The 23,912-nt window shown below is 37.0% G+C and carries 17 protein-coding genes; 7 read left to right on the forward strand and 10 right to left on the reverse strand.

The genetic code is table 11. The features are described from left to right. Positions 1 to 689: 689 nt before the first annotated feature. From QMG60_RS12980 to QMG60_RS13010, 7 genes are read right to left on the reverse strand one after another with little or no spacing between them, the layout of a single operon-like run. A complete protein-coding gene (locus QMG60_RS12980) occupies positions 690 to 1,982 on the reverse strand; it encodes a DASH family cryptochrome (RefSeq protein ID WP_281865187.1) in 1,293 nt (430 codons plus the stop codon). Continuing rightward, complete coding sequence (locus QMG60_RS12985) at positions 1,979 to 3,517, reverse strand: cryptochrome/photolyase family protein (protein WP_281865188.1); 1,539 nt, start codon at positions 3,515 to 3,517, stop codon at positions 1,979 to 1,981. Before QMG60_RS12985 ends, QMG60_RS12980 begins: the two co-directional genes overlap by 4 nt. Position 3,518: 1 nt before the next feature. After that, on the reverse strand, positions 3,519 to 3,698 hold the full coding sequence (locus QMG60_RS12990) for a DUF2256 domain-containing protein (RefSeq protein ID WP_348773894.1): 180 nt from the start codon (positions 3,696 to 3,698) through the stop codon (positions 3,519 to 3,521). Then, on the reverse strand, positions 3,643 to 5,046 hold the full coding sequence (locus tag QMG60_RS12995; protein ID WP_281865190.1) for a deoxyribodipyrimidine photo-lyase: 1,404 nt from the start codon (positions 5,044 to 5,046) through the stop codon (positions 3,643 to 3,645). The genes QMG60_RS12990 and QMG60_RS12995 overlap by 56 nt, the downstream gene beginning before the upstream one ends. A gap of 20 nt (positions 5,047 to 5,066) precedes the next feature. Continuing rightward, positions 5,067 to 5,717 carry a flavin reductase family protein gene (locus QMG60_RS13000; RefSeq protein ID WP_281865191.1) on the reverse strand — a complete coding sequence of 217 codons (651 nt, stop codon included), beginning with the start codon at positions 5,715 to 5,717 and terminating at the stop codon, positions 5,067 to 5,069. A gap of 15 nt (positions 5,718 to 5,732) precedes the next feature. Then, positions 5,733 to 6,152: a DUF2452 domain-containing protein gene (locus tag QMG60_RS13005; RefSeq protein WP_281865192.1), complete on the reverse strand. Its 420-nt coding sequence runs from the start codon at positions 6,150 to 6,152 to the stop codon at positions 5,733 to 5,735. Positions 6,153 to 6,165: 13 nt separating this feature from the next. Further along, entirely contained in the window at positions 6,166 to 6,471 is a 306-nt protein-coding gene (locus QMG60_RS13010) for a TIGR03643 family protein (protein WP_057118527.1), read from the reverse strand. A 158-nt stretch (positions 6,472 to 6,629) separates the two neighbouring features. On the opposite strand from QMG60_RS13010, the gene QMG60_RS13015 reads away from it, so the two are divergent. Further along, positions 6,630 to 6,854, forward strand: a complete 225-nt coding sequence (locus QMG60_RS13015) for a hypothetical protein (RefSeq protein ID WP_281865193.1) — start codon at positions 6,630 to 6,632, stop codon at positions 6,852 to 6,854. 539 nt (positions 6,855 to 7,393) lie between these two features. On the opposite strand, the gene uraH is transcribed toward QMG60_RS13015, so the two are convergent. Both uraH and QMG60_RS13025 read right to left on the reverse strand, forming a co-directional pair. Continuing rightward, positions 7,394 to 7,801 (reverse strand): hydroxyisourate hydrolase, encoded by a 408-nt coding sequence (gene uraH / locus QMG60_RS13020; RefSeq protein ID WP_281865194.1) that lies wholly within the window; start codon positions 7,799 to 7,801, stop codon positions 7,394 to 7,396. A 583-nt stretch (positions 7,802 to 8,384) separates the two neighbouring features. Then, positions 8,385 to 10,907: an Ig-like domain-containing protein gene (locus QMG60_RS13025; RefSeq protein WP_281865195.1), complete on the reverse strand. Its 2,523-nt coding sequence runs from the start codon at positions 10,905 to 10,907 to the stop codon at positions 8,385 to 8,387. A 252-nt stretch (positions 10,908 to 11,159) separates the two neighbouring features. On the opposite strand from QMG60_RS13025, the gene QMG60_RS13030 reads away from it, so the two are divergent. After that, positions 11,160 to 12,164, forward strand: a complete 1,005-nt coding sequence (locus QMG60_RS13030; RefSeq protein WP_281865196.1) for a LacI family DNA-binding transcriptional regulator — start codon at positions 11,160 to 11,162, stop codon at positions 12,162 to 12,164. Between the two features lie 16 nt (positions 12,165 to 12,180). Here QMG60_RS13030 and QMG60_RS13035 read toward each other — a convergent pair whose 3' ends face one another. Next, positions 12,181 to 13,356, reverse strand: a complete 1,176-nt coding sequence (locus QMG60_RS13035; RefSeq protein WP_057118522.1) for a substrate-binding domain-containing protein — start codon at positions 13,354 to 13,356, stop codon at positions 12,181 to 12,183. Positions 13,357 to 13,570: 214 nt separating this feature from the next. On the opposite strand from QMG60_RS13035, the gene QMG60_RS13040 reads away from it, so the two are divergent. The 5 genes from QMG60_RS13040 to QMG60_RS13060 are packed head-to-tail and all read left to right on the forward strand — an operon-like array spanning position 13,571 to position 23,865. Then, complete coding sequence (locus tag QMG60_RS13040; protein WP_281865197.1) at positions 13,571 to 16,624, forward strand: TonB-dependent receptor; 3,054 nt, start codon at positions 13,571 to 13,573, stop codon at positions 16,622 to 16,624. Between the two features lie 12 nt (positions 16,625 to 16,636). Beyond that, positions 16,637 to 18,325, forward strand: a complete 1,689-nt coding sequence (locus tag QMG60_RS13045) for a RagB/SusD family nutrient uptake outer membrane protein (protein WP_281865198.1) — start codon at positions 16,637 to 16,639, stop codon at positions 18,323 to 18,325. Positions 18,326 to 18,353: 28 nt separating this feature from the next. Continuing rightward, positions 18,354 to 20,087: a hypothetical protein gene (locus QMG60_RS13050; RefSeq protein WP_281865199.1), complete on the forward strand. Its 1,734-nt coding sequence runs from the start codon at positions 18,354 to 18,356 to the stop codon at positions 20,085 to 20,087. Further along, positions 20,088 to 22,376, forward strand: a complete 2,289-nt coding sequence (locus QMG60_RS13055; protein ID WP_281865200.1) for an FAD-dependent oxidoreductase — start codon at positions 20,088 to 20,090, stop codon at positions 22,374 to 22,376. Continuing rightward, a complete protein-coding gene (locus QMG60_RS13060) occupies positions 22,369 to 23,865 on the forward strand; it encodes a hypothetical protein (RefSeq protein ID WP_281865201.1) in 1,497 nt (498 codons plus the stop codon). Before QMG60_RS13055 ends, QMG60_RS13060 begins: the two co-directional genes overlap by 8 nt. The last annotated feature ends 47 nt before the right edge of the window (positions 23,866 to 23,912 follow it).

Below are 23,912 nucleotides of genomic sequence, written 5' to 3' on the forward strand. Positions count from 1 at the left end.
GCAGTTGTGCAGGGTCTGGGTAACCAGGTGTTTAGTTCATCGGGTTTAAGGGCTGCTGGAGGAATTTAATTTTGAGTGGAGTATCGTCAATTGTATATGACATTAGTTTTTAGGCTAATATTATTTTTAGGAGCTCTTCCTGCTGTACGCTGCAATCTTTTGTGCGAACATCGGCACAAAAGGATTTCCTCTGCTATCGGGGCTGAAGACTCCTGAGGCCCCTTATTTTGTCTTGGAGAAATTAAATTTGAACCTAAATATTGTATTTCTAATTTATAAGCGGCGAAAAATAATAAAGTATTTTTCCGTAAGATATTTTCTGGCTGTTATGTCTTTAGACTAATAAAATAAAAGGTTATATAAAAAATGGCCTCAATTGTCTTCAATTGGCGCCATTTATCTGTTCAGTGACCCGTAAAGGACAGATTTCGCATCATTTTATTGAGGATTTAAAGAGGCTTTCTTTACATGTTTAAATGGTTTGGTTTAGATGTGCTTTTGGGGAATATCATCAGATTTCTTTACAATTTGCAGGTTTTTGAATCTGCAGAAAGTTGTGCATATACTGAAAAAGAATCAGATGATTGAACAAGAGATATCTATGTTTAAATCATTCTGTAAATTAGCGGGCTAACTTTTAAATCTTCTAAAAACTCTATTTCATTCTTACAGATGCAGCCAACGCCCATTTAATGGTTTAACCATAAATTTCTAAAGATTTTATTTTTATCATAATCTGCTGCCTGTTTTTCAATATTGAAATAACGGCTGCCTCTTGGGTCATTGCCTGCACCGGCTAAATAAGCCCAATTACCCCAGTTGCTGCAGACATCATAATCTATGAGCTGCTGCTCGAAGTAAGATGCACCATAGCGCCAGTCTAGTGCTAAATCGTTACACAGATAGCTTGCCGCATTTTGCCGGCCACGATTACTCATAAAGCCAGTCAATTTGAGTTCAATCATGTTGGCATCAATAAAATCGACACCTGTTTTTCCTTCAATCCAGTTCTGAAGCTTCTGAAAATCTATTTTTTTTGTGTCTGAACAGTTATTTGTAATTCCATTTTTCTGAAAAAAACTGTTGTGATATTTCTTCATCATAAATCTAAAATAATCCCGCCAAAGCAATTCAAATACCAGCCAGTAGGTCGATTCATTTGCATTATAAATTGATTCATATCTTTTAAGTTCCTGGTAAATAAACCTTGGCGAAATACATCCAAGGGCGAGCCAGGGAGAAAACTTGGAAGAATAGTCTGCACCTGTCATAGCGTTCCGGGTCTGTTTGTATGTTAAAATTGCGTGAGATTCAAAAAAATAATGATTCAGTCTCTTTAAGGCCTGTGATTCTCCCCCAGCAAATTCAAAAGCAGCCCTTGGGTCCATAATTATTTTGTTAAAACCAAGCTGCTTGAGATCTGGCAGTTCAAGTTTAGGAATTTCAGGCGACTTTATTTTTGCCGGTTTTTCAAACGCCGATCGTATTGCAGCATCTTTCTCTGTCTTTTTTCTGAAATCAGTAAATACATCCGGTATATTTTTTATTGAAAACGGCAGGTCTTCTGCATGATACAAAGTGCTGGTGCTAAAGGTCAAAAATTCACATCGAAGCTTCCAGAGCTCAGACTGAACTAAATTTTCAGTACACTTTTCTTCAAAAGCAACTTCCCGTTTGGCATACACTTTAACGGCTTTATAGTATTTCACTGCTTTTGGAATTTCAATTTCAGGCTTTCCTTTCAAAATAAGCAGTCCAGATCCTAATGCTCTTAAATTCCTATCCAGATCAATTAAGGATTCCATAAGAAATTGGGCCCTGAAATTTCCTGTTTTTTTAAATCCATACGATGTTACTGCAAAATGTGAATCATCGAAACAATAAACAGGAATAACACTTTCATTTTGTGCAGCTGCTTTTAATAATGTTTCATTATCGGTTATTCGTAAATCTGTTTTAAACCAAACTACTGCTGTTTTCATAAGTTATTTATATTTTTCAAATAGTAACCAGCCTGTTTCAATATTGCAGCTTTATCTTCGGGCTTCATTTTATGCCATGTTTTATACATCATTCCAATTCTTGGATTTTCTGCGAGCTTCTTTTCCTGTTTATCATAAAAATTCCAATACAGGCTGTTAAAAGGACATGCTTTATCGCCTGTTTTTTTTGCTTTATCATAGAAACAGGTACTGCAGTAATGGCTCATTTTATCAATATAAGAAGCTGAACTGACATAAGGTTTGGTGCCGACGATTCCTCCATCTGCAAACTGGCTCATGCCGCGTGTATTGGTTATTTCAACCCAATGCAGCGCGTCGATGTATATTCCAAGATACCAGTTGTCGACTTCATCAGGATCGGTTCCGGCCAAAAGGGCAAAATTTCCGGTGATCATCAAACGCTGGATATGGTGCGCATAAGCAAATGTCAGGGACTGCGTTATGGCGTCTTTAAGACAGTTCATTTTGGTTTTGCCTGTCCAGAACCATTGAGGCAATTTTTCCGTATGGCCGAAAAAATTCAATGCAGCATATTCCGGCATCTTGAGCCAGTAAATACCCCGCATGTATTCCCGCCATCCGATAATCTGGCGTACAAAACCTTCCAGTTGATTGTAAGCAATAATTTCAGGATTTTTCTCCCATTTTGAAATTGCTGTTTGTATGACTTCAGATGGAGAAATCATTTTTGTGTTTAAAGAAAATGATAATCTGGAGTGGTATAAGGACCACTCATTCGGGGCCATAGCATCCTGGTAAGAACCGAATAAAGGCAGGCATTCGGTTGTAAAATGATCAAGGAGTTCAAGGGATTGTTCCCTGTTTACTGGCCAGATAAAATTTGTTTTGTCAATCGATCCGATCGTTTTAATATCGGTTCGTAAAATAGCATCCACTATAGGGGAAACATCATTATTAAAAACTAAAGGAGCAGCGGGTTTATGATTTTTAGGCAGTTTCTTTCTATTCTCCTGATCATAATTCCACTGGCCTGTCAGTGGGCTGTCTGCTGACATTAGTACACGATGTTTCTTTCGAATGGCACGATAAAAACTTTCCATCAAATAAGTTTTTTTGCCTTCAAAGAATTTTCCCAGTTCACTGCGGGTGCTGAAAAAATGCTCGGTATCGTAAACTTTAGAAGTAATAACAAGCTGGGATGTAAATTTTTGTAATACTGCATCCACACGATATTCATCGGGCAGCAGGTATTCGAATCTTGTGTAATGATCCCTCTCTATTATAAGGGATAAATTGGCCTCAAGGGACTGTAAATTATCTTTATCGTTTATTTCCAGATAAATGCAATGGTGTTTTTTGGATTTCAGGAAATTTGAAAACTGGCGCATTGCCGCAAAGAACCCTGTTATTTTTTGTATGTGGTGTATGGCATAGTCTGTCTCTGTACGGATTTCCATCATTACATAGGTTATTGAATAGTCTATCGTTTCAAACCAGGAATGATTGCCATTTAACTGATCTCCAAGAATGAGCCTTAAAGTTTTGGTTTCCATATTATTTACTGCTTCTGCATTTATCACTGCAATATTTCACTTCTTCCCATACCTTTTCCCATTTTTTTCTCCATGCAAATGTTCTCTGGCAGACGACGCAGGTTTTACTGGGCAGGTTTTGCTTTTTAACTCTTCGCATTTTTCTGTTTATTTCTAAAACTCCAGACAATATCACTTGCATATTTCCGGGTTTCTTCTATGTCAACAATGGGCTCTGGATAATCTTTACCTATTTCGCATTTGTAAAATTGCTGCTCGATAAGATTTAATTTCCAAGGTTCATGAATTAATTGTGGTGGAATTTCAGCCAGCTCAGGCAGCCATCTTTTTATGAAAATACCCTCTGAATCGTGCTCCTGAGAGTTTTTTATCGGATTATAAATTCTAATGGTACTGCCTTTTGTTGTACCGGCCTGCATCTGAATCTGCGGATAATGAATTCCGGGTTCGTAATCTAAAAATTGTCTTGCCAGATAATGCAGTTCACGCCAGTCCTGCCACAAATTGAATGTAAAAAAGGAAACCAGCATGGCCCGCATTCTAAAGTTGATATAGCCTGTCTGGACTAAACATCTCATGCAGGCATCAACAATAGGAACACCGGTTTTACCTTCCTGCCAAGCTTTTATATAGGTTTCGTTTTTTGGTTTGACCAGGGAATCATAATCTTTGTTTATATTTTCAAATTCAATTTGACAGTTATTTTCAAATTTCTGCATAAAATGGCAGTGCCAATGCAGTCTGGAAACAAAATTAAGTATAGCCCTTTTGCTGGAAGATGATTCATAAAACTGATTGGTATATTGATACACCATTCGCATACTGATGTTTCCATAGGTCAAATAGGGGGATAAGCGGCTGCAGCCTTTTCGGCTTAAACCAGGTTTGGAAATATGCCGGCTGTAATTGACATGTCTTTCTTTTACAAAACTTTGCAAATACCGCCAGGCCCAATATTCGCCGCCCTGCTGAAAATTTTCATTTCGCTGCTTAATTTCACTAGAAAGCACTTTCCCTTTTAGCTTTTGATAGAGATCAGGATCTAAATTTTCAAATTTAAAAGTATTCAGATCAATCATTTTAGGAATTGCACGCATTGTTTGCTCCCAGCGCTTATCCCAATCTTGTTTAGATCGCAGCTTTCTGATTACACCATGGAGCTGCGATTGTTTCCAAAGTATTTTATGATTATCAAAGAAAGACTGCATGGCATTATCCCTGTCAAAAGTGGCCTTACTGCCTATTTCCTGATGCGAAAATACCGTTTGAACATCATAAAGACTGCATAGGCGCTCAAAAACAGTTGCAGCTTCGTTATGAAAATAATAAATCTGCGCAGCAATTGACTTTAATTTAGACTGCATTTCCTGTAAGGATTCATAAACAAACCGCCAGTGACGCACATCAGAATCAAGGCAAGCCATTATCGACGGCTCAAAAAAATAAACTAAAAGAAGCGGAATATTTTCCCGCTGGGCCATAAACAGGGGTTCGTGATCTGTAAAACGGAGATCACGTTTGAACCACATAATATTTATCTTTTTTTTATTCAATTTTTAAGCAGTGATGTAATTTCCTTATCTGGTTTTGCATAGCTTAAACGGTCTAACTGGATGGTTTTATGATAGCTGTCCAGACCCGAACATGTAACGGTATTGGCTTTTTCTAAATCGACAAAACCATCCTCAGACAAGCAGTCTTCGGGAATAAAAATCTGGACTATTTCCCCAATGATCATAGTAGTGTTATTGATTGGAATGGCCATTTTTTCTTTAAATTCAATACCTAACTGTATGCTGCTTTCGAGCACAAAAGGAGCGGGAAAGTTATTTTTATATTCCACGCTGAGTCCTGCAGCTTCAAATTCTGAAATTTCTCTGCTGTATCTCGCTGATGTCTGATGTGCCTGCCTGTATATCTGTTCGCTGATATGATTAATAGTATAGAATCCTGTATCTATAATATTTCTCATAGTATCACGCTCTGGCGGGCTGGGGCGAAAAATCATGCCTATTAATGGAGGATTGGCACCAATATGAAAAAAAGAACTAAAAATGGATAAATTAGTATTTCCCTCACCATCAGAAGTTCCAACTAATGCCACACTTTTAAAACCGCCTAAACTGTTTATTAAATGCACGGCAGCCTGCTTTTCCATTTTTTCAAGATCACTGGTTTTAAAATTTATTTTGTTTTTCATTAGTATGAAATTTTATTAAAAGATTGAGCTTTTCAGATCGATCAGTATCCATTTTTTATCGCTGTTAAGTCTAAAAGTACCTGCATGTTCCTTATTCCATTCTTGGGGCCCTATTAGTGAAAGAAAGTGAGAACCATCTGCATCTTTATATAAATGATATATTTCGCCCACAATAGGTTCAAAAGAAAATCTGGCGTTGTATACCAGTTCATTCCACTGGAATTCCTCGATTAAATCCAGGTAATGCATTTTCAGTTCGTTGAATTTACTTTCAAATTCTTTGTTTACCTTATTTATGCCCATGTTTTTCCAGCCTGCTGCATCATCTGCTTTTATTACCGGTGCGCCCACATTTGTAGCATATGGCAATAGCCTTGCATTATAGCCATGATCCTTTGAAAAAACTACATTATCGGGTTTATCGTTTTTCGTCATCTGTAAAACTTTATTAACGCTTAGAGATTTTATTATTTGAAATTGCTCTTTGCCTGTTACATTTAAACTTGTCAATACCTTCGGGTCTCTTTGCTGTGTGTTTTGTTTTACAATTTTCAACCCTCTCACGCCACAATCTGTAACTGCTGAACTTTAATTCTTTCTTCATCAAAGCTTTCACATCACTTTCAGATAGACCAAATTGAAATTTTATTGCATCAAAAGGAGTTCGGTCTTCCCATGCCATTTCTATAATTCTGTCGATCTGAATTTCATTCAATACACTATGGTCTATTTTTGCAATGATTGACTTTATCATATGTTTTGTTTAATGATTATTAATTAATGTTAAACAAAAATAATCATTTTACATTTGCGGGCGGCCTCAAAATTGAAAATAGATATAATTTTAAACCCATAGATATGATTCTGCCCCATTTGGAAAACGTTATCTTATAATTTTAAACCCATCAACAAATGAATCCTAAAGATCATCACTGTCTAAAATATATCAATATTCAGGCAGTATATTTTAAACTAAGATTTACACTTAGTTACCGTGATGCTGAGAGAATAATGGAAATTAAAGGGGTGCTTGTGGGTCATGCCGCGATTCGGCTATGGGTTTATAAGTCTACACCTCTGCTTGAGTCAGAGATGAAGAAGAGAAAAGGCAGCGGGGAAGGGCTGGAGATTAGATGAGACCTATATCAAGGTAAAAGGTATTTGGTGTTATTGATATAGGGCAGTTGATAAATTAGGTAATAAGGTTAACTTTCTTTTGACTAGAAAGGACAGAGAATGGGTGCCCAGTCTAATTAAAGTAATTAGTAATAACTACAAACCATGAGTAATAAACATTGATAAAAGCGGTTCTAATACAGCAGCGATCAAAGTCTACAACAAGCGCTCGTTCTCAAAGATTAAAATCCGGCAATGTAAATATCTTAACATGTTGCCGAACAGGAGCATCGTTTTATCAAGCGGCACATACAAAACGGATTAGGTTTTAAAAGTTTTGAATCGGCCGAACGAATATTAGCGGAATTAAACTGGTAATATGCTTATTAAGAAGCAAATGATTAGACCAGAGATATCTATGTGTAAATCATTTTGTAAATTGTCGGGCTAATTTTTAAATTACCTAAATTCTTATATTTGATTCTGACAGATGCGAAAGGACCTTTTTTTTAAAACTTAATTTTGGGAAAATTCAAAAATAAAATATTTTTCAAGCTGAATTAATTTCCTCGGTAAGTTGAATATCCATAAGCGGAGAGCGTTATAGGAACGTGATAATGTTTTTGGTCCTTTATCTGAAATACAACTTCTATAAAGGGGTAAAAACTTTCTACATGATTGTTTTTAAAATAATCGGCTGTAAAGTAAGTCAATTTGTAAATTCCTAAATTAGATTTTTCCGAGTTTAGAAAATCTGTGATTCTCCCGTTTATATCGGTTTTTTTCTCCTCAATGAAAGACCATATTTTTGTTTGTTGATCATATTTTTCTAATCGTATTGTAACGTCGCTGACCGGACTTCCTTTTGATACATCCAAGATGTGGCTTGAAAGCTGGAAGTTGTTTTGTTGAGCAGACATTATCGTGGAGAATGCTGCCAGAATGGATATTATTAGTAGCTTTTTCATGTTTTTGTTTTGTAGTGTTAAAATATTATTTCTCCTGTTGTAATTTCATATTCTGTTATGGTTTATTACTAGTATACAATCGGACACAGACTTTATTTATAAAATAATAATCATTAAATATCTGATTATAATACAGCAGGATTTCGTTCCGCTTTGTTTGTATTAAAGTAAAGCAGGAGAAATCGTAAGCAGCGACTTCTTATTTATATTTGTTTTACTTTTTAGAAATTTCTCAAGTCTAGCATACATAAGCTTAATGATAATTTGCGTTTGCAAGGTAGTAGATCATACAAATTTAAGAATGTATTTTATTTAATGCGGTATATTCAATAAAAAAACATCAAAAGAGAAATTACGATTGTATAAAAAAGAAAATAAAAGGAGATTTGAGCACTGTTAGAAAGATTTAATAGTTTCTTAAAGAAGACCTGCGAATCTAAAGATTTGCAGGTCTTACAACTTTTTATAAAGGTTTTGGAAAGATTGAACACTTTCTTTTCGTCTATCATACTATTATGGTGAGAAGTAGGATTCTAATCTTGAGCCTGGAACCTTCATAATATTGATTGTTTCAATTTTTAAACTACTCTACAAAAATTTTTTGAATCCTTGTTCTTAGAGAGTTTGTAGTCCTAAGAAAGTAGACTCCTTTATTCAAATTAGAAATTGGAACAGCGGTAGAAGTATCATAATTGTTCAATTTAGAAAATATAGTTTCCCCGTTCATATTGATAATAAAAATATCGAATGGAACTTCGTCATTTGATGAGATATTTAATGTAGATCCTGATTTGACAGGATTAGGATAAGCAACAAAATTTTCTACTGGTAAAGAAGCATTGATTACCTCTGAATTTAAGTTTTGTACGTTTTTTAAACTTAAAGTATTGGCAGATCCGGCTGAGGTTAAATAAAACTCTACATCATCATAATCCAACCATTTGTCTGCAGTACCTGTATATTGATAAAAGCCCAATTCGCAGCTATTGTTTGTTACAATGATATTATTGATCTGTACCTGAGTCCAGTTGGGTATGCTTGTATTTAAATAATAATTCAATGGATTTCCTCCGTAATTTTTTGCATACATAAGCGCCGTGCTTTGTCCGCCAGAACTACGTACCCAGGCTTTCATGGTATAATTCCCGTTTACAATATAGGTGAGGGACTGGAAAACGGCAACTTCAAAAGCTGAGGCTGAGGACTGAGTGCCTTTGTAAGTTCCAGAATGCGGCGAACTTGTTGAGGTTTGCGCATTAGCGGAGCCAGTACCATATTCAGTCCATCCTGTTGGCGTCTGTGTTGTGGTTGTGTTTGCTTCAAAATTACCATTGTTAAGTTTGTTAAAGTTTACAAGATCCTGTACAGATACGCTGCAATTTGCAGTTTTTCCGTCAGAAGCAGTAGCTGTAATTGTAACCGTTCCAACACCTACAGCAGTAATAATTCCTAAATTGTTTACTGTGGCTACTGCATTGTTACTGGAGGTCCATACTACATTTTGATCAGTAGCGTTAACCGGAGTGAAAACAGTATTAAGAGCTCTGTTGGTTCCAATAGGCATAGTCATACTGTTTTGTGAAATTCCAAATGCTGTAATAGCAACTGGTGACAAATAAAACTCAACATTATCATAATCCAGCCAATTATTTGCTTTTGCAGATTGATAAAACCCAAGCTCACAGGTATTGTTGGTAACTTTGATATTGTTGATTTGTATTTGAGTCCAATTAGGTATACTGGCAGCAACAGAGTAGTTCTGGTCGGTACCGCCGTAGCCTTTTGCATACATGGTGGCAAAATTCTGGCCGCCGGAACTGCGAACCCAGGCTTTCATTGTGTAGTTTCCATTAGCAATACCAGTTAATGATTGAAAGACTGCAACTTCGTAAGCTGTAGTGCCCCATTGGATACCTTTGTATGCTGGTGAGTAAGGCGCAGCTGCTGAAGTCTGTGCATTTGATGCGCTTCCCCATTCAGACCAGCCTATGGGAGTCTGGGTTGCCGTTGTATTGGCATCAAAATTTCCATTCACTAATTTGTTTACGTTAGCCAGATTCTGTACAGAAACGCTGCAGGTGGCAGTACTTCCATTGGAAGCTGTTGCCGTTATGGTTGCCGCACCAATACCGGTGCCGGTAACCAGTCCCCAGTTATTTACAATTGCAACTGAGCTGTTGCTTGAAGACCATGAAACAATCTGGTTTGTTGTATTTGCAGGTACAAATGCAGTATTTATTACCTGTTTACCCCCTTGGTTTAAAGTTAGTGTATTTGGAGATATTGAAAAACCTGTTGCTGCAATTTGAGTGTTATCGGTATCTTTATAAACTTTTACATAATCGCAGTACATTGTGGCAGGGAGAACAGTTGTTGCATCAGGCGGTCCTGGCCAAGTTCCTCCAATAGGAAGATTTATAAGTATATAATGAGGTTTATGAAATTCGCCTGTAAAATTATATCCGTCTGCTACTCTAAATTGTTTGTACAAAATATCATCAACATACCATTTAATATAGTTGGCATCCCACGTTATGGAATACACATGCCATTGTGTGACATCAACATTATAAGTGGAACCGTCTTGTACATGTATTTCATTTGCTCCTGCCCAATGTGTTGTTCCATGAACCATAGTTTCACTGTTTAGATGCTCAAAAATGTCTATTTCACCACATTTTGGCCATCCAATCTGCGGAAAATTGGAACCCAAAGTCCAAAAGCAGGCCCACAATCCTTTTCCGTTAGGCATTTTAAAACGCCCTTCAATTTTCCCGTATGTTACTGAAAATTTATTTAGAGAAATAACGCTTCCAGACGTATATTGCTTACCGCCAAAGTCTTCTTTTATGACAGTAATTTCTAAGTTTCCATTGTTCTGTTTTACATTGTTGAGGCTGTTGGTATAATACTGCAGCTCGCTGTTTCGGATGTTACCGCCCAGTTCGTAGCCCCATTTATTGGAATCTGGTGCCCCGGTACCGTTAAAATCATCAGACCATACTAATTGGTAATTCTGCGACCGGGCAGTAAAATTAAAAAGCAAAAACAGCAGTGAACTGTAAAAAAATGCCGGATAGGGCAGTAAAGTTTTAATTTTTTTCATAATAATTTTGGTTTTAGTTAGTAATGATTATGCAGCTGTTAATTAATTTATTGATCCGTTTATGACTTCATTTTTTTTACTTTAAAAGCAATTTAATTGGTCACAAAACAGTAAAAATGAAATTATTAATCAGTTGAAAAACAGTCAAAACTATTATAAAAAATATTATAATTTGTGAGAATAAATGATTTTTTTTGCGCAAACGAAATTAAAATTTGCACAAATCATTATATTTGTGAAATGAAGAAGAAAATGATTACAATAAAAGATATTTCTGAGAAAACGGGGTTTTCAATTTCAACTGTTTCAAGGTCTTTAAAAGATCATTCGGATATCACAGAAAAAACAAAACAGATTATCAGAGATACAGCAAAAGACCTTGGCTACCAGCCTAATTTTTTTGCTCAGAACTTTAAAAGCAATAGAAGCAATATTATAGGAGTTCTTGTTCCCGATATTGAACGAGGTTATTATGCTTCAATCATTAGCGGTATGCAGGAGAGGGCAATTGAGCAGAAGTTTTTTATTGTTACCTGCCAGTCAAAAGATTCTTTCATGGATGAGATTAAGGGAATTCAAACTCTTATCGGGCTGAATGTTGACGGTATCGCTATTGTACATTCTAAAGAGACCAGTAATTTTACAGAACACCATAGCATTGTTAAAAATAACATTCCGCTTTTGGCAATTGACAGAGAACTTTTAGGTCTTGATACTCATTTTGTTTCAAATGATCAGTTTGTTGCGGGGTTTATGATTGGCGAACATTTAGCTCAGGAAGGATATAAAAATATTGCGATTATTGCAGGTCCTGAGAATTTAATTATGAGCAGACAACGAGTTGAAGGCTGTATGGCCGGAGCAGAATCGGCAGGTATAAAAATTAGAAAAGAAAATATAATTTATTGTGATCTGCAGCGTGAAAGAGAAATTTTTGCTGTTTCACAATTACTCCATAAAAAAGAAAAACCAGATGCCGTTTTTTGTATTTATGACAGAGGAGCAATAGAAATAATACATTATTTAAGCCATCAGAAGATTAACGTGCCTAATGAACTGGCTGTAGCGGGATGTGGGAATGATTCTTTCTCGCATTATCTGAATCCTTCTTTAACAACTATAGATTTAAATCCTCATAAACTTGGAGAACTTGCGGCTGAAATACTAATTAATGATATTATCATGGATACACCTGACCGTAAAATTAAGAATTCATTTAGGCCGAAGCTGATTATTAGACAATCTACAAGAAAGTGATTTAATGACTTTCTATTTATTGGTTTTTTCTCTTAAGGCTTGATTCTCTTATTAAAAGATCTCCGTCTATTGTTTGAATCTTTGTTTCTGTTTCAGAATCATTATTATATTGATGTAAAAACATTTGCATTGTAGTTTCACCGATTACTGAAGTTTGTATATTATAAGTAGTAAGCGGCGGATCTATTAATTCCCCCATCAGATCATTTCCAAAACCGGCAACAGCAATATCTGAAGGTACTTTAACCTTTCTTTTTTTAAGATGTTTGATTACATATATGGCAGATCGGTCTGAAATGCAGAAAATTGCATCGGGTCTTTGATCTAGATTCAGCCAGTCATCTACCACTCCGTTAATGCTTATATTCGAATAATCTGTATAAGCAATAAGTTCTTTGTCTATTTTAATTTTATTCTTTTTTAAGACATTCAGATAGCCAAGCAAACGTTCTTCTGTAATGGATAAAGATTTAGGACCTAATATGATTCCTATACGTTTACATCCCTGCTCCAAAAGGTGGTTGGTGATTTTTTCTGCTCCTTCCGTATTTTTTGCTAAAACTTTTGAAATGCTTTTTATAGGATTGATGCGGTAGAAATTGACGATAGGAATTCCTCTTTTGCTGTATGATTCTATATAATCAAATTGAATAGTACTGGAGGAGTGACAGATTAAAAGACCGTCAACTCGACTGTCCATCAGTACTTGTACATTTTCTAATTCGGTGTCATAATCTTCATTCGACTGGCATATTATGACTTTAAAGCCGTTTTTTGAAGCAATTTTCTGAATCCCTCCAAGCATCGAAGAAAAAAAAGTAGACTGCAGATGCGGGATAATAACACCAATTGTCTGTGATTGCTTATTGGCAAAATTTCGGGCAAGAAGGTTAGGGCGGTATTCCATTTCTACAGCTACCTGTTTTACTGCTAAAATTGTTGCAGGACTGATGTCGGGATGATTCCTCAATGCACGGCTGACAGTCGTAGCCGAAATTCCCATTGCCTGCCCGATATCGACTATTGTTGTCTGATAATTTTTCTTCGTCTTATTTTTTGCTTTTCTACTTTCATGATTTAAAGTGAAATTATAGTTGCATTCTTTACAGTAATAACGCTGTTTTTGTCGGATAAATCCTGACTTTAAAACAGTCTCTACTTTGCTGCATTTAGGGCATTTAACTCTCGGCATGGCATTTTGGATTCAAAATATTTTTCAAAGATAGAAATTTTCTATCTATCGAAAACGATACTGCAAACGTTTGAGATAGAAAAAACGATTGATACGCAATTTTACACGTTGCTTAGATGTGCTTTAAATTCTACATTTGGCTCAGAACTTTTAATATTTGGCTCTAAAATATCAATATTAAAAATTTACTAACCAATCTAAACCAAAACAAATTATGTACGATTTTTTTCTCAAACTTCGCTGCGTTTTAAGTATTACAGGCTTTTTGCTTTGTATGAATATGTACGCACAAAATTCTGTTAAAGGAATTATTAAAGATGAGTCTGGATTGATCATTCCAGGTGTAACGATTCAGATCCAAGGAACAAAAATTGGTGCCACGACCGATTTTGATGGAAAATTTGAAATTAAAGCTGAAAAAGGAAATATTCTTGTTGCTTCTTTTATGGGTTTTGAAACTCAGACAATACCCTTATCAGGACAAACGAACCTTAATATAGTATTAAAGGTTTCTAGTAAAGAATTGCAGGAAATTGTAGTAATCGGGTACGGTTCTTCTAAAAAGAAAGATTTGACAGGAGCAATTGCAACGGTTAAGTCTCAGGAAATAGCTGGACGAAGAACAGTTCAAGTTTCTGATGCTTTGCAAGGGCAAATGGCAGGAGTAACGGTAACAAGAAATGGCGCTGCTCCTGGTTCGCAATCAAAAATCCGCTTTCGTGGGGTAACTACATTAGGAGATACGGGAGGAAATGATCCTCTTATAATAGTTGATGGCGTGCCGTCAGGAAATATTGATTACCTGAATCCTGAAGATATAGAAACGATAACAGCCTTGAAAGATGCTGCATCTACAGCCATTTATGGATCAAGGGCAGCTGCTGGGGTTTTATTGATTACTACCAAGAGAGCAAAATCTGGAAAAACCAGTTTTGATTATAGTTATGAATATGCACAGGCGACTCCAGTAAACCAGCCAGGTTCAATGGGAGCTGTCAGGTATATGCAGTTATATAATGAGTATTTGGCTAATGACGGTGCCGCTCCTTTATATTCACAAGCTACCATTAATAATTATAAAGCTAATAATGCAGCTAATCCTGACTTGTATCCTGATACCGATTGGCAGTCTTCTATTATTAAAAATAATGCGCCAAGGATTATTCATAACCTTGCATTTTCATCGGGATCTGAAAATGTTAAAACAAGAGCCGCTTTTGGGTATTCTTCCAGTGAGGCATTGTATGATAACCGTGGTTTTAAAAAATTAAACGCGGGAGTTTATAATGATTTTAAATTTAGCAATAAACTGAGTGCCAGTTTTGATATGAGTGTGGTGAGAACTGAAAGTAAAGATGTTAATATTTTCAATAATAACATTTTTTTGGATGCCAGAGTTATGCCTGCAATCTATGATGATTATTATTCGGATGGCAGATTTGCACTTGGTAAGGACGGGCGTAATGCATTGGCACAAATCAGCGACGGCGGTTTTAAAAAGGATATAGTGAATAATCTAACAGGTCGTATTGCTGTGAATTTCAAGCCTTTTAAGGGGCTGACTATTACAGGTCAGGCTGCTCCAACAGTAATTTTTTCGTCAAATAAACAGTTCATCAAAGTAGTTGAATTCACTGATGCTTTAGATCCTTCGAAAAAAGTTGCCGTGGGACAGCAGCCGGCTTCTTCTTCGCTGAGAGAAGAGAGACCTTACTTTTATAGATTTAATGGACAGTTTATTGCTAATTACGCAAATACCTTCAGTGAGAAACATAATTTAGATGCCACTGTGGGATATGAAAATAATTACTCATACAATGAAAGTATAACGGCTTCTCGCGCAACCTATACATTATCGAATTTTCCATATCTAGATGCTGGGCTTTTAGCATTCAGAGACAATGGAGGCTCTGCTTATGAAACGGCTCTAAGTTCTTATTTTGGAAGGGTATCTTACAATTTCAAAAATAGATATTATTTTCAGGCAGGTGGTCGTTATGACGGATCTTCAAGATTTAATGCTGATCAAAGATGGGCTTTCTTTCCTTCTGTGGGAGCGGGATGGACGGTTTCTGAAGAATCTTTTTTTAAATCAGTTAAAGAATTTGGAGTTGATTTTTTGAAGTTTAGAGCTTCATGGGGACAGTCAGGTAACGAGCGTATAGGAAATTATCCTTATCAGGCAACTATTAACTTGTATAATGCTTTATTCTATCAAAATGGTGCAGTGGTTGCTCCAACTTCTGGTTCTCAGGTTAATTATGCAGTTAACGATATTACATGGGAAACACAGGAAAGTACAGATATTGGTTTAGATGCAACTTTTTTAAATAACAGGCTGACTGTAAGCGGAGATGTATTTTACAGGCAGACTAAGGATATTTTACTCAAACTAAATGTGCCGCTTTATCTTGGGTATGATGCGCCTTTTCAAAACGCAGGGAAAGTCAGCTCAAAAGGTTTTGAAGTGACTGTTAATTGGTCAGACAAGATCGGATCGGACTGGAAGTACAGTTTAGGAGCGAATTTAGCCGATGCTAAAACAAATGTTGATGATTTGAAAGGAACTTCTATATTAGGAGATACATCAAATATTGAAGGACAGGAATTTGCAGCTTGGTATGGATATAAATCAAACGGCATATTCCAGACAGTAGCAGAAGTTGCAAGCTCTCCGGTTACAAGTGCCAGTGTAAAACCTGGAGATGTCAAATACATGGATATTGATGGAGACGGCAAAATAACGCCTGACAAAGACAGGGTTATTTTGGGTGGATCATTGCCACGCTACACCTTCGGTTTTAATGGCAGATTGACTTATAAAACTTTTGATTTTTCATTTGTTGCTTATGGAGTAGGCAAACAACAGGTAAGACTTAGCAATTATGCAGTACAGCCATTTCAGGAAACTTTTGGGAATGTGCCGACACTGATTGATGGCAAATTCTGGAGCGTCAACAATACAGCGGAGCAAAACGCAGCCGCAGAATATCCAAGATTGTCTAATGCAAGCAGTGGAAATAACTATGCCATGTCTGATTTTTGGCTGGTTGATGGCAGCTATGTAAGAATTAAAAATATCACATTGGGATATAATTTTAGTAAAAAAATCACTGATAAGCTTGGATTGGAAGGACTTCGCCTGTATTTAGCAGCTAACGACGTATTTACGATCAGCCATTTTCCAAAAGGTTCAGATCCTGAAGTAGATGCTATTTCATATCCAATTGTTAAAACCGTTATGACAGGTTTAAATGTTAAATTTTAAAAATTAATTATCATGAAAATTTCAATATATTTAACTGCATTATGTCTGGTGTTCTTTACCAGCTGTCAGGAATTAGATTATAATCCATTATCAGATCCATCGAGTGGTAACTTTTATTCCAACGAAACTGAGCTTACGATTGCTGTGAATGATTTGTACCGGTTCTCCTTTATCCAGAATGATAAGGAAGAGTACAGCGATAATTATTTATATAGAGCCAATCCAAATGCTGTAATTAACGGTACCATGAACAGCGGTGATCCCGATGCTCAAAAATTATGGACAGATGCCTATAAAATAATCACAAGAGCCAACACCATAATTGCCAGTTTAAACAGAGCTGCCGGAAATACCTCAGCAGCAGCCTTAGCCTCTTTTGAAGCGCAGGCTAAATTAGCCAGGGCCTATCAATATTCAAGGTTAATTACACATTTTGGTGATGTGCCGTTAATTAAAACACCGATCACCTTAGCTGAATCGTATTCTTTTACCAGAACAGATAAAAATCTTGTTTTGCAATTTATTTTTGAAGATCTAGATTTTGCAGCTGCAAACCTGCCTGCCTCTTACAATGCTAGTGCGATACAGCGTTTTACAAGCGGTACTGCGCTGGCCGTTAAAGCAAGAACAGCTTTATATATGGGAAAATATGACATTGCCAAAGCAGCGGCTAAAGCTGTTATAGATTTAAATGTATATACGCTGTATCCAAGTTATCGTGATTTGTTTTTAAAGCCGGGAGAACAATGCAAAGAAAATATTTTAACCGTAGTAAGGGACCAGGCCAATGGGGTTGTTTCCGATGGTTTTACTGCACCAGACCATATCGCTCGAAATGCCGGTGGATTTGCTGCTAAATTCCCAACTTGGGAATTAGTGGATTCTTACGAATGTACAGATGGTCTGCCTGTGGATAAATCTCCGCTTTATAATCCCCAAAAACCATTTGCAAACAGGGATCCGCGTTTAGCGCAGACCATTGTTCCTTTTAGTTCTATCTGGCTTGGTTATATTTACCAGCCTCATCCAGATTCTTTAAAAGTAAGAAGAATAAGTGATAATGCAATGGTAACAAATAACGATAATCGTGCAAATGCTATCAATGCCAGTTTTTCAGGTTTTTTATGGAAAAAAGGTATTGATCAGTCTTGGGCTGACAGGAAATTAGAAGACAATGATTTGAAAATTATCCGTTACGCAGAAATGTTTTTGACTTATGCCGAGGCTGACATTGAAATGAATACTATTGACGCCACTACATTGCTTTACCTAAATACTGTCAGAGCAAGAGCTTATGGAAAAACGGTAGGGCAGACTACATTATATCCTGCTGTAACTACAACCAATCAGACAGAATTGCGCACTATTATACGCCGTGAACGAAGAGTTGAATTTGCATTTGAAGGATTAAGATATATGGACCTTATCCGATGGAAAATTGCAGAGAAAGCATTAAACAAGCCTGGTGTAGGTATACCTGATCCAGTTCCTGGCAATGCTATCCATAAAGCTAAATTCCCATTTGCCGGTGCACCCGTAATTGATGCAGATGGCATCCCGGATTATACCCCATACATTGCCACAGGAGCGGCTAAAAATTTCACCACCAGAAAATTTGATGCTGGCAGACAATATTTATGGCCAATTCCTGCAATTGAAATAACTGTTAATCCTAATTTGACACAAAATCCAAATTACTAAATTAGATTAAAATTATAATTTACTTTAAATGGAATTAATAGATTATATCATACTTATTATTTACGCTGCCGGTATCTTGCTTATCGGCGGTATCCTTTCAAAACGCAATAAAACATCTGAGGATATGTTTGCGGTTAGAAAACAGTCTCCGTGGTGGCTTTCGGGCTTATCGGCCTTTATGAGCGCATTTTCTGCCGGTACATTTGTGGTCTGGGGCGGAATCTCTTACAAACAGGGATTTGTTGCAGTAAGCATATTGATGTGCTCGGGAATTGCTTCTTTTTTGGTTGGAAAGTTTTTTGCCGAAAAATGGGCATCGCTTAATATCAGTACAGTTGGGGAATATGTTGCCATTCGTTTCGGGCAGGGGGCAGTGCAGTTTTATACGTGGATCGGCATGCTTTTTAAAATCATTGCTATGGGGGTTGCCCTCTATTCTTTCGCCGTTGTGGTTGCCTCCCTCATACCGTTATCTCCGGATAATTGGCTGGCAGATCCCCAGACGCATAAACTATCGGTTACCTATACCATTATCATATCAGGTTTTCTGATGCTGATGTACGCCGTCAGCGGTGGTTTATGGGCCGTTTTGATTATCGATGCCGTGCAGTTTGTGGTACTGACGATGACTGTTTTGTTTGTTGTGCCATTAAGCATTCAGAAAGCAGGCGGTGTTTCCAGTGTGATTGATCAATTGCCAAAAGATTTTCTTTCTCCCGTATCAGGAAATTTCACATGGCTTTTTCTAATCGGCTGGGTTATTGTTCATACGTTTAAATTAGGCGGGGAGTGGGTTTTTGTTCAGCGGTTTTTAGCGGTGAGCAGTCCTAAAAATGCCCGTAAATCTTCAAATTTGTTTGGATGGCTGTATATCATAAGTCCAATTGTATGGATGCTTCCCCCAATCATCTATCGTGTTGCACATCCTGATACAGCCCCGGAGCAGGCTTATATCATGGCCTGCGCCTGGGTACTGCCTCCGGGCCTTATGGGATTACTGGTTGCCGCGATGTTTTCATCAGCTGCCAGTTACATCGACGGAGAAATAAATGTTTATGCAGCAGCGATTACAAACAGTGTTTATAAAGATATCATTGCGCCTGATGCCAGCGAAAAACAAGTTGTATTTATAGGAAGGATAAGTTCTCTTCTAATAGGACTTCTAATAATGGCAATTGCCGTATGCATTCCTTATTTCGGAGGGGCAGAGCAGATTATCCTCACTATTACCGGTTTACTGGTAGTGGCTATGGTGCTTCCAATGCTTTGGGGTTTGTATTTCGGAAAAATAAAACAAAGTTCGATATGGTGGTCAACCGGAATTACCGTAGTTGTTTCAATTGTGTTGAAAGGGGCTATTTTCATAAAATCAAATAATTTCATTATGAATCTTTACCATGCCAACAGCCAGCTGTTTGAAGTAGGGGTTGGAATTTTTGTTCCTTTAATCGTCCTGGCAATTATGGAGTTTGGTTCTAAGACGATGGATATTGGATTTGAACAAATTCAAGAAAAATTAACTGTTAAGGAGGAAGTACCAAGTTCAGAAAGCGATTTCCAAATTGCCATTTTTCCTGCTCAGTTATTAGGATACAGCATTGGTGTTTTAGCATTAATTATGTTTGGCCTTATGGCATTTTCTACAGGCCATTCTCAAATCCTTATCGGAATATTTGCCGCAGTATTACTTATTCTAAGTGCTGTCATACTGTTGAGCTTAAAATTTAAAAACAAAAAAAATCTACTTATAAAATCAATTTAAATGCAGACTTTAAAAGAAAAATATGAACTGGTAGTTGTTGGAGGCGGTTTGGCTGGTTTTTGTGCGGCTGTTGCGGCAGCACGTTTAGGCACTAAAACCTGTATCATTCAGAATCGTCCCGTTTTTGGCGGAAACAGTTCATCCGAGATACGTGTTACTCCTCATGGAGCTTGTGCATTTCATGCTTACGCAAGAGAAACAGGAATTATTTCGGAGTTATTGATAGCCGAGCGTGCAGCAAATCACGAAGAAATTTTCGAAAATGGCTGGACAAACAGCATTTGGGATTTAACTTTATACAATCTCGCACAATCAACGCCAAATCTTACGATCAAAGTAAATACTGATGTGTTTGAAGTAGAAAAAGAAGGTCGTACTATTAAAAGTGTAAAAGGCAGAGTGCAAAACACAGAAACTGATATTTTATTTGAAGCAGATACTTTTATAGATGCATCAGGAGACGGAATTGTTGCTGATTTAGCAGGCTGTGAATTCCGTTTGGGAAGCGAAGCTAAAAGCGAATTTAACGAACCTCACGCACCAGAAACAGCAAGCAAAGATGTAATGGGAAGTTCCATTCATTTCAAAACAAAATATATCGGAAAAGAATGCAGTTATAAAGCGCCAGACTGGGCAATGCATTATGAAGATGCCAGTTTCTTTTACAAGCAGGGAAGACCTCCAAAACAAAAAAAAGGAGGTTATTGGTGGATTGAAATCGGAGTTCCGTACAACACAATTACAGACAATGAAACCATTAGACACGAATTGACACGTCACGCGCTTGGAGTTTGGGATTGGATGAAAAACAAAGATCCTAAAATGAAGGAAATTGTTAAAGAATACGCTTTGGACTGGGTAGGTCAGGTTCCAGGAAAAAGAGAAAGCCGCCGCATTATGGGGCAGTATCTTATGACTGAACATGATCCGCAGAACTGTACCGTTTTTGATGATGAAATCGCTTTTGGAGGCTGGTTTATCGATCTTCATACTCCCGGAGGTTTATTAGCTGCAAACAGTGAACCCGCAAGTAATGAGAACTATTCTACGTTTTCAGAATATGCCGTAAAAAGCTATGCAGGACCTTATGGAATTCCGCTGAGAAGTTTGATTGCTAAAGACATGGATAATCTAATGATGGCAGGAAGAAATGTAAGTGTTACGCATGCCGCTCTTGGAACGGTAAGGGTTATGAATACCACGGCGCTTATGGGACAGGCAGCAGGAACAGCAGTGGCTATTGCCAAACAGAATAATCTGCCGATAACGGAAGCGCCTGTTAAAATTATTGAGGAAATTCAGCAGCAGTTATTACGTGACGGATGTTTTCTTCCGAATTATGCCAATAAAGATGAAAAAGATATTGCGCTTAAAGCGAAAATAACGGCTAGCAGTGAAGCTTTATTGTTTGGTGCAGGCCCAGAAAGCAAAGGCTCTCATGAAGGCCTCAAAATTTGGGAAGATCAGCCGCAATATGAAATTGAAAAATTAGAATACAGAAAAGGCCAGTTGATCGCTGTTGGTTCAAAACAAATAAATAAAATTGAAGTTTGCCTTCGAAATAATTCAGATAAAGCACAGCAGTTTTCTGTCGAACTAAAAAAGTCAGAGCATATCTGGGATTACAGCGTAAATAGAGGCGAAATTTTAGCGGAAGCGGAATTATCCATAGAACCGGGATTACATTGGGTAGAATGGCCTGTTAATTTAGATAATGCTCCAGCTGGCGAATTTGTTCGTCTGGATATTTTACCAAATCCAGAATTGGAATGGTTGTGCGCAGGAAAAATTGAATCGGGACACATGGCAATGTATCAGATCAGTGCTGAGAAAATGAGAAGATTTGGAAATGGGCAAACGTTAAGTTTCAAAGTGAATCCGCCACAGCCTTGCTTTGGGCCTCAAAATGTAATCAGCGGGGTTACTAGACCACATCGTTTTACAAATTTATGGAAATCAGATCCTAATTTGCCGTTATCTCAGTATTTACAATTAACTTGGGAAAATACAAAAAATATTAAAGAAGTAGAACTGACTTTTCCAGGACATCTGCTGAGAGAATATCACGCATACGGACCATTTTATCAGGATCCGCAATGTCCGAAAGACTTTGAAATTTTAGCTTTTAAAGATAGTAAATGGGAAACTGTTTTAACTGTAAAAGAAAATTTCCAAAGACAAGTAAAATACAGTTTTGAAGGCATTGAAACGGCTCAGCTTAGAGTGCAGGTAAATGCAACAAATGGAGATCCTTCGGCACAGATCTATGAAATAAGATGTTATGAATAAACATACTATCATACAAAAAACACTTTTGATTACCGTTTTGGCTGCAGGTTCTCATTTATGGGCGCAGCAGCCGGATCAGGGCAATTACAAAATTCGTCTGGACAAACCCGAACAGACCATTTGGGGTTTGGGAATTGAGATCCAGAACGATGCTATCGGTTCAGGAAACATTGGACTTCCAGATGAGGTTATCGCAATTCCGAATAATCTGGTAAAGTCTGAGAGAAAAAGGCTTTATAAAGATATGCTGAAAGGATTTCGTTACTGCAGACTGGCGATGGGACTTTATTTTAGAGGTTTGGATAAAGAGAGCAAGCGTTTTCAGGAAAGATATCCAAATCAGCTAAATGATTTGAAAGAATTGATGAAAGGTTCAGGAATGGAAGGTATTTCGTTAGAATACTGGTCGCTTGCACCGTATTGGAAATCAAATAATTCTTTTATCGGAGGAACATTAAAAAGTACTGAACCTGATTTTTTAGATGATTTTGGAAATGCATTAGTTGATGATGCGAATTTTTTAGATAAAAACGGACTAAAAGTAAAAATGTGGGGTCTGCAGAATGAAGCTGGACAGCATGTTAAGCCGAAAGGATATATTGCTCCGCCTGCAAAACCGTTTGATCCGAATGATAAAATGGCTAACCAATCATTCTCTACTACAGATTATTTTGATGCTGAGGTGTATTATAAAGCGTTTAAAGCCGTTGCACCAAAAATTAAAAAAGCATTTCCGGAAGCTATTATAATGACGGATTCTTGGGACGGACAATTGGGGCTTATCGCGCAGGAAATCAAAAAAGATCCTGAAGCCTTAAAATATGTTGATGCCTGGGTTTTGCATCGTATTGGTTCAAACTCTAATATTTTGATTGATGAAACGGCAAAATACAGCGGCAATACAGACGGAAAATATGTTTTTACCAACGAGTTTGAGTATTTTAATTATACCAAAAACGATGTGGTAAGCGACGGAAATTTCGTCAATACCGCCCAGACAATTATGAATTGGATGACATTTGCCAATTCTCCGACATGGTTTTGGCTACATGCGCTGAAACCAACTACTAACGAAGAAGCAGAAAGTTTTGCTTTAGGTGTCTGGCGTCCCGAAAATGATAATAATTTCAATCATTTTGAAAATGTTCAGAAAGGGCATTGGGATTATTTTCAAAAGAATTTTAATGCCATTGCAGGTTTTCTAAAGTATATGCCTTGGGATTCTAAACGATTTGCCGTTGATGAAATTACGATTTTAAAAGATAACAGAATAATGGCTTACAAAACTCCAAAGGGAAAACAGGTTATTGTTCTGACTAACCGTTCTGGAAAACCTTTTCAATTTAATATTGAAACTAAATCTTATAAAAAATTCAAAGGATATCGCTATACGCCTTATCAAAGAGATATCTCAGTTGGTATATTATCACCTAAAACTTTAAATCCTATTGTTCCAGATCTTGCCGTTGAATTTTGGGTAGAACAATAATAGAAATAAATGACATTTTAATTTTCAGTTCATAATCCTTAAGAAAG

This window comes from Flavobacterium sp. GSB-24, from assembly GCF_027924665.1.
GTDB lineage: Bacteria > Bacteroidota > Bacteroidia > Flavobacteriales > Flavobacteriaceae > Flavobacterium.

What these genes read in the sequence shown, in the direction of transcription:
- QMG60_RS12985 (WP_281865188.1), bottom strand. Translation starts at nt 3,517, where the DNA reads ATGGAAACCAAAACTTTAAGGCTCATTCTTGGAGATCAGTTAAATGGC.
- QMG60_RS13000 (WP_281865191.1), bottom strand. Translation starts at nt 5,717, where the DNA reads ATGAAAAACAAAATAAATTTTAAAACCAGTGATCTTGAAAAAATGGAA.
- QMG60_RS12995 (WP_281865190.1), bottom strand. Translation starts at nt 5,046, where the DNA reads ATGTGGTTCAAACGTGATCTCCGTTTTACAGATCACGAACCCCTGTTT.
- QMG60_RS13005 (WP_281865192.1), bottom strand. Translation starts at nt 6,152, where the DNA reads ATGACGAAAAACGATAAACCCGATAATGTAGTTTTTTCAAAGGATCAT.
- QMG60_RS13010 (WP_057118527.1), bottom strand. Translation starts at nt 6,471, where the DNA reads ATGATAAAGTCAATCATTGCAAAAATAGACCATAGTGTATTGAATGAA.
- QMG60_RS13050 (WP_281865199.1), top strand. Translation starts at nt 18,354, where the DNA reads ATGGAATTAATAGATTATATCATACTTATTATTTACGCTGCCGGTATC.
- QMG60_RS12980 (WP_281865187.1), bottom strand. Translation starts at nt 1,982, where the DNA reads ATGAAAACAGCAGTAGTTTGGTTTAAAACAGATTTACGAATAACCGAT.
- QMG60_RS12990 (WP_348773894.1), bottom strand. Translation starts at nt 3,698, where the DNA reads ATGCAAGTGATATTGTCTGGAGTTTTAGAAATAAACAGAAAAATGCGA.
- QMG60_RS13040 (WP_281865197.1), top strand. Translation starts at nt 13,571, where the DNA reads ATGTACGATTTTTTTCTCAAACTTCGCTGCGTTTTAAGTATTACAGGC.
- QMG60_RS13060 (WP_281865201.1), top strand. Translation starts at nt 22,369, where the DNA reads ATGAATAAACATACTATCATACAAAAAACACTTTTGATTACCGTTTTG.
- QMG60_RS13030 (WP_281865196.1), top strand. Translation starts at nt 11,160, where the DNA reads ATGATTACAATAAAAGATATTTCTGAGAAAACGGGGTTTTCAATTTCA.
- QMG60_RS13025 (WP_281865195.1), bottom strand. Translation starts at nt 10,907, where the DNA reads ATGAAAAAAATTAAAACTTTACTGCCCTATCCGGCATTTTTTTACAGT.
- QMG60_RS13045 (WP_281865198.1), top strand. Translation starts at nt 16,637, where the DNA reads ATGAAAATTTCAATATATTTAACTGCATTATGTCTGGTGTTCTTTACC.
- QMG60_RS13015 (WP_281865193.1), top strand. Translation starts at nt 6,630, where the DNA reads ATGAATCCTAAAGATCATCACTGTCTAAAATATATCAATATTCAGGCA.
- uraH (WP_281865194.1), bottom strand. Translation starts at nt 7,801, where the DNA reads ATGAAAAAGCTACTAATAATATCCATTCTGGCAGCATTCTCCACGATA.
- QMG60_RS13055 (WP_281865200.1), top strand. Translation starts at nt 20,088, where the DNA reads ATGCAGACTTTAAAAGAAAAATATGAACTGGTAGTTGTTGGAGGCGGT.
- QMG60_RS13035 (WP_057118522.1), bottom strand. Translation starts at nt 13,356, where the DNA reads ATGCCGAGAGTTAAATGCCCTAAATGCAGCAAAGTAGAGACTGTTTTA.